The organism is Chromobacterium piscinae (genome assembly GCF_021129175.1).
Classification (GTDB): Bacteria; Pseudomonadota; Gammaproteobacteria; order Burkholderiales; family Chromobacteriaceae; genus Chromobacterium; species Chromobacterium piscinae.
Genome location: NZ_JAJOHV010000045.1, coordinates 1 through 9,235, shown reverse-complemented (window position 1 = coordinate 9,235; position 9,235 = coordinate 1). Strand labels below are relative to the sequence as shown.

The 9,235-nt window shown below is 65.3% G+C and carries 11 protein-coding genes and 1 pseudogene; 11 read left to right on the top strand and 1 reads right to left on the bottom strand.

Going from position 1 to position 9,235, the window contains the following annotated elements:
• Positions 1-306, bottom strand: a pseudogene (locus tag LQR33_RS12965) (hypothetical protein); the annotation flags it as partial.
• Between the two features lie 130 nt (positions 307-436).
• Between LQR33_RS12965 and flgB the strand changes: the two are divergent.
• Genes flgB through flgL form a run of 11 tightly spaced genes read left to right on the top strand, consistent with a single transcriptional unit; the run spans position 437 to position 9,102 of the window.
• Positions 437-790, top strand: a complete 354-nt coding sequence (gene flgB / locus LQR33_RS12960; RefSeq protein WP_011135253.1) for a flagellar basal body rod protein FlgB — start codon at positions 437-439, stop codon at positions 788-790.
• 3 nt (positions 791-793) lie between these two features.
• Positions 794-1,198 (top strand): flagellar basal body rod protein FlgC, encoded by a 405-nt coding sequence (flgC, locus tag LQR33_RS12955; RefSeq protein ID WP_166438482.1) that lies wholly within the window; start codon positions 794-796, stop codon positions 1,196-1,198.
• Positions 1,195-1,866, top strand: coding sequence for a flagellar hook capping FlgD N-terminal domain-containing protein (locus LQR33_RS12950; protein ID WP_166438481.1), 672 nt, complete (start codon positions 1,195-1,197; stop codon positions 1,864-1,866). Before flgC ends, LQR33_RS12950 begins: the two co-directional genes overlap by 4 nt.
• A 20-nt stretch (positions 1,867-1,886) precedes the next feature.
• Positions 1,887-3,068 (top strand): flagellar hook protein FlgE, encoded by a 1,182-nt coding sequence (locus tag LQR33_RS12945; RefSeq protein ID WP_231469246.1) that lies wholly within the window; start codon positions 1,887-1,889, stop codon positions 3,066-3,068.
• Between the two features lie 4 nt (positions 3,069-3,072).
• Positions 3,073-3,804, top strand: a complete 732-nt coding sequence (locus LQR33_RS12940; RefSeq protein ID WP_166438479.1) for a flagellar basal body rod protein FlgF — start codon at positions 3,073-3,075, stop codon at positions 3,802-3,804.
• 24 nt (positions 3,805-3,828) lie between these two features.
• Entirely contained in the window at positions 3,829-4,617 is a 789-nt protein-coding gene (flgG, locus tag LQR33_RS12935) for a flagellar basal-body rod protein FlgG (protein ID WP_166438478.1), read from the top strand.
• Complete coding sequence (gene flgH, locus LQR33_RS12930; RefSeq protein ID WP_166438477.1) at positions 4,614-5,267, top strand: flagellar basal body L-ring protein FlgH; 654 nt, start codon at positions 4,614-4,616, stop codon at positions 5,265-5,267. Before flgG ends, flgH begins: the two co-directional genes overlap by 4 nt.
• Before the next feature lie 8 nt (positions 5,268-5,275).
• Positions 5,276-6,382 carry a flagellar basal body P-ring protein FlgI gene (locus LQR33_RS12925; RefSeq protein ID WP_166438476.1) on the top strand — a complete coding sequence of 369 codons (1,107 nt, stop codon included), beginning with the start codon at positions 5,276-5,278 and terminating at the stop codon, positions 6,380-6,382.
• On the top strand, positions 6,382-6,804 hold the full coding sequence (locus tag LQR33_RS12920; RefSeq protein ID WP_021477638.1) for a rod-binding protein: 423 nt from the start codon (positions 6,382-6,384) through the stop codon (positions 6,802-6,804). Before LQR33_RS12925 ends, LQR33_RS12920 begins: the two co-directional genes overlap by 1 nt.
• 12 nt (positions 6,805-6,816) lie before the next feature.
• Positions 6,817-8,184: a flagellar hook-associated protein FlgK gene (flgK, locus tag LQR33_RS12915; protein WP_166438475.1), complete on the top strand. Its 1,368-nt coding sequence runs from the start codon at positions 6,817-6,819 to the stop codon at positions 8,182-8,184.
• A 9-nt stretch (positions 8,185-8,193) separates the two neighbouring features.
• Positions 8,194-9,102 (top strand): flagellar hook-associated protein FlgL, encoded by a 909-nt coding sequence (flgL, locus tag LQR33_RS12910; protein ID WP_221668642.1) that lies wholly within the window; start codon positions 8,194-8,196, stop codon positions 9,100-9,102.
• Positions 9,103-9,235 lie beyond the last annotated feature (133 nt).

Sequence of the window (9,235 nt, the reverse complement as noted above, 5' to 3'; positions counted from 1 at the left end):
GACGATGACGGCGCCGCGCCAGCCGTTGGCGGGGCAGCGTAGATCGAAGCGCATGCGGCTGAAGGCGCGGCTATCGGCCGCGTCGGCCTGCCACGGCGCCGCGCAGGCGGCGGGCAGGTCGCGAGGGGACAGCAGCTGCAGCCGGATGTCCGGCTGGTCGAGTCCGGCGTCGGCCAGCCGCTGGCGGACCAGTTTCTGCGCCTGGCGCTCCACTTCCTGTTCGGCCGGGGAGGCGGCCAGGGCGGTTTGGGCGAGGGCGAGCAGCAGGCAGCCGAGGCTGTAGCGGGTTTTGGCGAATTTTTCCATTACAAAATGCGTGGTAATTGTTGCGTATACGATGACGGGCGCGCTTATTAGTATCGCTTTCCAATTGAATGGCTATTCATAGTAAATAGCTTGAACATGGTAGTGAACTGATAGGGTCAAGGCAATGGGCATGCATCTGGACAAGGCCCTGAGCATCCATCCCGAGGCCTTGCGGCTGCGGGCGGATCGGACCCGGGTGCTGGCGTCGAACATCGCCAACGAGAACACCCCGGGTTATCAGGCGCGTGACATCGATTTCAAGGCGGCGCTGGCATCAGCGGCCGCCGATTCGCCATTGGCGTTCGACGACGGCGGCGGCGATCTGCTGTACCGCCTTCCCAACCACCCGTCCCGCGACGGCAACACCGTCGAGCTCAGCGTCGAGCAGGCCGAGTTCTCGCAGAACGTTTCCGAATTCCAGACCAGCCTCACCTTCATCAACATGAAGCTGCATGGTTTGGCCAAAGTGATAGCGGGGCAATAAACCATGTCATTCCGCGACATCTCGCGCATCGCCGGTTCCGCCATGACCGCGCAGACGGTGCGTCTCAACACCGTGGCCAGCAACATCGCCAACGCCGACACCTCCGCCGGCACCGAGCAGGCCGCCTACCGCGGCCGCAAGCCAGTGTTCGGCAGTCAGATGCAGGGCGAGGGCATGGGCGTGCAGGTGTTGGACGTGGTGCAGAACCAGGAGCCGGTGCGCAAGGCGCACGAGCCGGGCAATCCATTGGCCGACACCGACGGCAATGTTTTCTACAGCAACGTCAACGCGGTGGAGGAGATGACAGACATGTTGTCCGCCACCCGCGCCTTCCAGACCAATGTCGAGGTGCTGGCCAAGGTGAAAACCATGCAGCAGGACCTGCTGAAACTGGGAGATACCGCATGAGCGTGGAACAGGCGCAATCGAGGCAGCTCGCCGCCAACGGCGGCCAGAAGGACGGCGCGCAGAACAACGTGGCCAAGAACGGCGCCCAGCCGACCAACGATATGTTCATGACGCTGCTGCTGGCGCAGATCCGCAACCAGAGCCCGCTGGATCCGGCCGATCCGTCGCAGTTCGTCAGCCAGCTGGCGCAGATGAGCCAGATGCAGAGCACCCAGGACATGCTCAAGCAGTTGCAGAGCCAGGGCGCGATGCTGCGCGAGCTGCAGGGCGTGGCGCTGGGCGCGCAGGTGGGCAAGCCGGTGCTGGTGCAGACCGACCGTATCCGCAGCGACGGCCAGGGCGAGCTGAACGGCCGCCTGACGCTGGCGGGCCAGGAGGAGGGCGCGACGCTGATCCTGACCGACGCCGCTGGCCAGCGCACCCGCATCGAGCTGGGCAAGCGCGCCGCGGGCGCCTCGGATTTCAAGATCAAGCTGGCCGACTACCACCTCGCCGCCGGCAACTACCAACTGGAGCTGTCCACCGCATCCGGCAGCAAGGGGCTGTTCGAGCTCAAGGCCGAGGTTGGCGGCGTACGGCTGCCGGTCAATGGCGGCGAGCCGGTGCTGAGCCTGGCCGGCATCGGCGACTTCCCCGCTTCTTCCGTATCCGCCTTGCTTTCCGCTTAAAGTCACCCCCGGAGATAACCATGAGCTTCGAGATCGCCCTTTCCGGCATCAACGCCGTCAACAACCAGCTGGGCAGCGTCAGCGACAATATCGCCAACTCCGGCACCTACGGCTTCAAGTCCGGCCGGGTGACTTTCGCCTCCGCCTACGCCGGCAGCCAGGCGATGGGCGTCAACGCCAATCCCAACAGCCAGAACATCGGCCGCAACGGCGGCCTGGTCAATACCGGCCGCGCGCTGGACGCCGCCATCGACGGCCGCGGCTTTTATGTGTCGCGCAGCACAGCCGGCGCGGTGACCTATAGCCGGGTGGGCATTTTCGATACTGACAAAGAAGGCTATCTGATCGACAACTACGGTGGTCGCGTGCAGGGCTACGCCCAGTCGGAAGGCGGCGCGCTGGGCGCGTTGGGCGACATCCAGATACCTACCGGCAACATCGCGGCCAAGCCGAGCGACCAGCTGAAATACACCGGCAACATGTCAGCCGGCTGGCCGGTGCAGACTGTGCCGTTCGACAAGGGTGTGTCGCAGAGCTTCAACCACTCCACGGTTTCCCCGGTGTACGACTCGCTGGGCAACAAGCACAATCTGACCCAGTATTTCTGCAAGAGCGCCGACAGCACCATCACCGTCCACTACCAGCTGGGCGACAAGATGCTGGCCACTACCACCGACCTCAAGTTCGACACCAACGGCAAGATGACGCAGCCTGTCACCCCGGTGGACCTGGACCTGGGCTCCCCGGCCGGCGCCAGCGCGCTGAAAGTGTCGCTGGACTATAGCGGGACCACCCAGTATGCCGGCGAAGGCAGCACCACCCGCAGCATTGCCAACGGCTATCCGCCTGGCGCGCGCACCGGCGTCAGCCTGGGTGAGAACGGCGAAGTCATCGTCAGCTACAGCAATGACCAGAAGCAGGTGGTCGCGCGTCTGGCCATCGCCAATTTCGCCAATCAGGGCGCGCTGACCGCGGCTTCCCAGACCAGTTGGCAGGAATCGACCGCCTCCGGTCCGGCGCTGCTGTCGCCGGCGGGCAGCAATATGGCCGGCAAGCTGGTCACCAGCTCGCTGGAACAATCCAATGTCGACGTCACCTCCGAACTGGTGTCGCTGATGACCGCGCAGCGCAACTATCAGGCCAACACCAAGGTGATCTCCACCGAGAACCAGGTGATGCAGGCGCTGATGCAGGCGGTGTAAGGCTATGGACAAGCTGATCTACACCGCGATGAGCGGCGCAGGCCGGATGCTGCGCGCGCAGCAAATCCACGCCAACAACTTGGCCAACGCCGAAACCGGCGGCTTCCGCGCCGACATCGACACCGCCGTGAGCCAGGAGGTGCCGGGCTACGGCTACGACGCCCGCCTGCTGAGCCTGAACGCGCCGACCGCGCTGTCCGACCGCAACGGCACCGTGGTGGAGACCGGCCGCGATCTGGACATCGCCTTGCAGGGCGACGGCTTTTTCGCCGTCGCCGCGCCGGACGGCAGCGAAGCCTACACCCGCGCCGGCAGCATGACGGTGGGCGCCGACGGCGGGCTGAGCGTCAACGGCCACCCGGTGCTGGGCGACGGCGGCCAGATCCGCCTGCCCGAAGGCTTCCTCAAGGCCAGCGTGGCCGCCGACGGCACGATTTCCGTGCTGAACCCGGATGACACCGCGATGCAGCCGGTAGACAAGCTCAAGCTGGTCAAGCCGGAGGCGCGCGAAGTGGGCAAGCGCCCTGACGGCTTGATCGCCGCGCGCCAGGGCGGTCCGCTGCCGGTGGATGACAGCGTGCGTGTGCAAAGCGGCCACCTGGAGCGCAGCAACGTGTCCGCGGTGGAGGAAATGGTGTCCACCATGACGCTCAACCGCAATTTCGAGATGCAGATGAAGCTGTTCAACGCCGCCAGCGACATGAACGAAGCGGGCAACCGCCTGGTGCGCGGCTGAACGCCCGACTGATTGGGAGATACGATGAATCCGGCACTTTGGATCAGCAAAACCGGCATCCAGGCGCAAGACGCGCGCCTGACCGCCATCGCCAACAACCTGGCCAACGTCAACACCACCGGCTTCAAGCGCGACCGCATGATATTCGAAGACCTGTTCTACCAGGTCGAGAAGCAGCCGGGCAGCAAGGTGGATGACAATAATACCTCGCCGTCCGGCGTGCAGATGGGCAACGGCACCCGGCTGGTGGGCAGCCAGAAGGTGTTCACCGAGGGCAACATCACCACCACCAGCCAGAGCCTGGACGTGGCCATCATCGGCCAGGGCTTCCTGCAGGTGAAGATGGCCAACGGCGAGACCGGCTACACCCGGGCAGGGCAGCTGAGCCTGAGCAAGGACGGCGTGCTGGAGACCGCCCAGGGTCTGCCGCTGGAGCCCGAGATCCGCATCCCGGTCGACGCCTCCAAGATTTCCATCAGCGAAACCGGCGAAGTGTCGGTGACCCGCGGCACCAGCACTACGCCTGAGGCGGTGGACCGCATCCAGCTGGCCGGCTTCATCAATCCGGCCGGCCTGCTGGCGCTGGGCGACAACCTGTTCCAGAAGACCGACGCCAGCGGCGACGCCAATGCCGGCGATCCGGGCAGCGGCGCGCTGGGCAAGCTCAAGCAAGGCAGCCTGGAAGGCTCCAATGTGCAGGTGGTGGAAGAAATGGTGGATATGATCGCCGCGCAGCGGACCTACGAGATGAACACCAAGGTGCTGTCTGCGGCCGACAATATGCTGCAGCAGCTGGGCCAGTCGGTACGATGACGCTTACCCGCCTCGCGCCGCTGGCCGCCTTGCTGCTGGCGGCCTGCGCCCAGTTTCAGCCGCCGCCGCCGGAGCCGGACCCGCTGCCGGAACTGATGCGACAGCAGACTTCGCGGCCGATCGGCGGCGGCGTGTTCACGTCCGGCGGCTCGCTGTCGCTGACCTCGGACAACCGCGCCTTCCGCCCCGGCGACGTGCTGACCGTGGTGCTGGAAGAAACCACCCAGGCCAGCAAGCAGGCCGGCACCAGCTTCGGCAAGAAGTCCGGCGCCAAGATCGGCCCCTCGCTGATCGGCAACACCACCTTCAATGCCCAGGTCGGCATCGACGCCAACCGCGACTTCAACGGCTCATCCAGCTCCACCCAGCAAAACGCGCTGGCCGGCTCGCTGACCGTGGTGGTGCACAAGGTGCTGCCCAACGGCCTGTTGCAGGTCAAGGGCGAGAAGCAGCTGGCGCTGAACCAGGGCGAGGAAATGCTGCGCCTGGCCGGCTATGTGCGGGTGGAAGACATCGACACCGACAACCGCGTCTCCTCGCTGCGCATCGCCAACGCCCGCATCGGCTATTCCGGCAGCGGCGCGCTGGCCGACGCCAACAGTCCTGGCTGGCTGATGCGCTTCTTCGCCAGCCCGTTGATGCCGTTCTAAGGTTTTCCATGATATCGAGACAGATTCGACGCCTGATCGCCGCCGCCTTGCTGGCGGCGTTGTCGTTGCCGGCCGCGGCCCGTCCGCTGCGGCAGCTGGTCAATGTGGAAGGCATACGCGACAACCAACTGATAGGCTACGGCATCGTCGTGGGCCTGGACGGCACCGGCGACAACTCGCAGGTGAAGTTCTCGGGCCAGTCGGTCGCCAACATGCTCAAGCAGTTCGGCCTGAAGATGCCGGAGAAGACCGACACCCGCGTCAAGAACGTGGCCGCGGTGATGGTCAGCGCCAGCCTGCCGCCCGGCTACAACCGCGGCCAGACCATAGACGTGACCGTGTCGTCGCTGGGCGACGCCAAGAGCCTGCGCGGCGGCACGCTGCTGCTAACTCAGTTGAAGGCGGCCAACGGCGAAGTGTACGCGCTGGCCCAGGGCAGCGTGGTGATAGGCGGCCTGTCGGCACAGGGCAAGAGCGGCTCCAGCGTCACCGTCAACACGCCCACTGCCGGACGCATTCCGAACGGTGCGTCGATCGAGCGCGAGATTCCCAGCGATTTTGAGCAGGGCGACAGCATACGCCTGAGTCTGCGCCGCCCCAGTTTCGAGACTGCCACCAACGTGGTGCGGACGATCAACCGCAGCTACGGCAAGATCGCCACTACCCGCAACGCCACCACCATCGAGGTGAGGGCGCCGGGCGACCCGACCGAGCGCGTGGCCTTCGTCGCGCGGCTAGAGAGGCTGAACGTGGACGTCGGCGCGGAAATCCCGCGCGTGGTGTTCAATTCCCGCACCGGCACCGTGGTGATCAGCGAGGGCGTCACCGTGCGCCCGGCGGCGGTGTCGCACGGCAGTCTGCGGGTGGTGATTTCCGAGTCGTCCCAGGTGAGCCAGCCCGGCCCGTTCAGCAACGGCACCACCCAGGTGGTGCCCGACTCTCGGGTGCAGGTGGAGCAGGGCCAGGGACGGATGTTCAAGTGGCCGGCCGGCGCCAGCCTGCGCGCCATCATCGACACGGTCAACCGCACCGGCGCCACGCCGGACGACGTGATGGCCATCCTGCAGGCGCTGGACCAGGCCGGCGCGATAGACGGCGAACTGGTGGTGATCTGATGCTGAACAACGATTTGCAGAACCCGTCCGCCGGGGCCGGCGGCGACGCGCCGGTGGCGGCCGCCAGTCCGGAATACCGCAAGAAGGCGGAAAAGGCGGCGGAGATGTTCGAGGCCCAGTTCGTCCGCGAGATGTTCAAGCAGATGCGCAAGACCACGCGCGAAGTGGCGGGCGAAGACAGCGTCTTCGCCAACTCCATGAACGCCGACATGCTGGACATCGCTGACGGGGCCTTGGCCGATCAGTTGGCCAGCCAGCGCACGTTCGGCATCGCCAAGGTCATCCTGGCGCAGCTGCTGCCGGAGGATGGGAATATTCCCGTTAAGGATGTGGACGCCGCCGTCGCCAGTCTGAAGCAGGGCCGGGATGCCGGCCAAGGGCTGGCGGCCTTCGCCCCGCCCATGTTCCCACTCACCAAGTGATGACAGCCAACCATGCGCATGATCAATAACGCGCTGTCCGGCGCCCAGGCGGCGCAGGTCGCGCTGAACACGGCCAGCCAGAACATCGCCAACCAGCAGACACCAGGCTATTCGCGCCAGGGCGTGGTGCTGGCCACCCAGGCCCCGGGCGCCGGCGATCCGCTGAGCGCCGGCTACGGCGTCAACGTCAGCAACGTCCGCCGCTTCAGCGACGACTACAAGAACTTGTTGCAATGGCAAGCCGGCTCCAATCTAGGTTCGCTGGCAGCGGCCCAGCCTTACTTCGCGCAGCTGGAAAATGTGATGGGCAGCAAGGGCAGCAGCTTGTCTGAGGGTTTCGACCAGTTCTTCGCGGCGCTGAACGCGGCCAGTCTGGATTCCAACACCATGCGCGACCAGGTGGTCCGTTCCGCTGGCGCGCTGGCGCAGCGCTTCAACAATCTGGACGGCGTGCTTACCTCGCAGCTGGCGGCCATCGCCGAGCAACGCAACGCCACGCTAACGCAGATCAACAGCGCCACTGCCAACCTGGCGCAACTGAATGAGAAACTGATGTCGGCCAAGGCCCAGGGCATCAATACCTCCGGTCTGGAGGACGAACGCGACCGCCAGATCGACGCGCTGTCCTCGCTGATCGAGGTGAGAGTGATGGCGCAGCCGGATGGCAGCAAGGCCATTTCGCTGAAGAACGGCTTGCCGCTGGTGGCCGCCGACAGCGCCGCGACGCTGTCCAGCGAAGCCCAGCCGGATGGCAGCCAGCAACTGAAGCTGGCCTTCGGCACCGAGAAGTACGCGATGCCGGGCGGCGATCTGGGCGGCCAGTTGGGCGGACTCAACCGCTTTGAAACGGAAAACCTGCGGCCGGTTCAGACCCAGGTGCGCACGCTGGCCGGCGAACTGGCCACCCGCGTCAACGACCAACTGGCCAAGGGCTACGATATGAACGGCCAGCCAGGCAAGCCGCTGTTCCGCTACGACGCCGGCGCCGCCCACGGCCTGCTGCAAAGCACCGGCATCCTTGCCGCCGAACTCGGTTTCTCCGCCGATCCGGCCAAGCCGGGCAATAACGACAATCTGCTCGAGGTGCTGAAGGTCAAGCAGCAGGCCTTCCCGCTGGCCGGCGTCGGCAATGTGACGCTGGGCGACGCCTATTCGCAGATGATCGGCCACCTCGCGATCTCCAGCCAGGCGAACAAGGCCGGGCTGGCCACGGCAAACGTCATCCGCGCCGAGGCGGAAAAGAACTGGCACGCCACCTCCGGCGTCCAACGCGACGAGGAGGCGGTCAGCCTGATCGAATTCCAGAAGATGTACCAGGCCAATATGAAAGTGATCGCGGTGGCCAACCAACTGTTCGAAAGCACCCTGGCCATCCTGTAAGGACTTAGCATGCGTATTTCCAGCAACCAGTACCAATCCGTCGTGCTGTTGGCCATGCAAAACAGCAGCGCCGGCATGTCCGAGCTTTTGCAGAAGATGTCCAGCGGCCAGAGCATGCTCGCGCCGTCGGAGAATCCTATCGCCAGCGTGCGCCTGCTGCGCCTGCAGCGCGAGGAGGCGTCGCTGAAGCAGTATCGCGACAATATCGGCGCGCTCAAATCGCAGCTGACCAAGAACGAAACGCTGCTCAGCGGCATCAGCACCAGCCTGCGCGACGCGCGCGACCTGCTGGTGGCCGCGGCCAACCAGCCGGCGACCGATGATCTGAAGGCGATGGCCTCGCCGCTGATCAGTCTGCGCGACAGCATCCTGTACGCGGCCAACACCAAGGACAGCGAAGGCCGCTACCTGTTCTCGGGCAGCGCGGTCAACAACGCGCCCATCGTCGCCGACGATGCCCAGCCGGCCGGCAGCCGCTACCGCTACAACGGCAACGGCGACCGCCAACTGGTGACCGTGGGCGAGGGGGTGACCCAGGCGTCCAACGTTACGCTGGAGGCCATGGCCCCCTTGCTCAACCAGCTAGACAAAGTGATCGCCACGCTGCAAAGCCCAACCCTGGACAGCAAGGACCCAGCGGTGGGTTCCACCGTCCGCGAAGTGATGAATGGCGTGGACACCGCGCTAGACCGGGTTGGGGGCACCATTTCCGAACTGGGCGGGGCGCAGAACGTGCTGAAGACGCTGGATGGCAATCATGACAGCCTGAGCTTGGCGAACCAGGACAGCATCATCGAGCTCGGCAGTCTGGACTACGGTACCGCCTATATCGCCATGAACAATCTGTCGATGGCGCTGCAGACCAGCCAGAAAGCTTATGGCAAGGTCAGCCAGCTGACGCTGTTCGACGTGATCTAAGCCATGTCCACCACGTTCAGCGGCATTAACCAGACCAGCGGCGATAAGCGTTGGAGCAAGGACGGCGCGGTTGTCGCGCCGGCCAGCACGCGCGCGTCCGCCGCGGCGCGCCCGGCGCTGGAGAGTCCGCGCC

What these genes read in the sequence shown, in the direction of transcription:
- flgB (WP_011135253.1), top strand. Translation starts at nt 437, where the DNA reads ATGCATCTGGACAAGGCCCTGAGCATCCATCCCGAGGCCTTGCGGCTG.
- flgC (WP_166438482.1), top strand. Translation starts at nt 794, where the DNA reads ATGTCATTCCGCGACATCTCGCGCATCGCCGGTTCCGCCATGACCGCG.
- LQR33_RS12950 (WP_166438481.1), top strand. Translation starts at nt 1,195, where the DNA reads ATGAGCGTGGAACAGGCGCAATCGAGGCAGCTCGCCGCCAACGGCGGC.
- LQR33_RS12945 (WP_231469246.1), top strand. Translation starts at nt 1,887, where the DNA reads ATGAGCTTCGAGATCGCCCTTTCCGGCATCAACGCCGTCAACAACCAG.
- LQR33_RS12940 (WP_166438479.1), top strand. Translation starts at nt 3,073, where the DNA reads ATGGACAAGCTGATCTACACCGCGATGAGCGGCGCAGGCCGGATGCTG.
- flgG (WP_166438478.1), top strand. Translation starts at nt 3,829, where the DNA reads ATGAATCCGGCACTTTGGATCAGCAAAACCGGCATCCAGGCGCAAGAC.
- flgH (WP_166438477.1), top strand. Translation starts at nt 4,614, where the DNA reads ATGACGCTTACCCGCCTCGCGCCGCTGGCCGCCTTGCTGCTGGCGGCC.
- LQR33_RS12925 (WP_166438476.1), top strand. Translation starts at nt 5,276, where the DNA reads ATGATATCGAGACAGATTCGACGCCTGATCGCCGCCGCCTTGCTGGCG.
- LQR33_RS12920 (WP_021477638.1), top strand. Translation starts at nt 6,382, where the DNA reads ATGCTGAACAACGATTTGCAGAACCCGTCCGCCGGGGCCGGCGGCGAC.
- flgK (WP_166438475.1), top strand. Translation starts at nt 6,817, where the DNA reads ATGCGCATGATCAATAACGCGCTGTCCGGCGCCCAGGCGGCGCAGGTC.
- flgL (WP_221668642.1), top strand. Translation starts at nt 8,194, where the DNA reads ATGCGTATTTCCAGCAACCAGTACCAATCCGTCGTGCTGTTGGCCATG.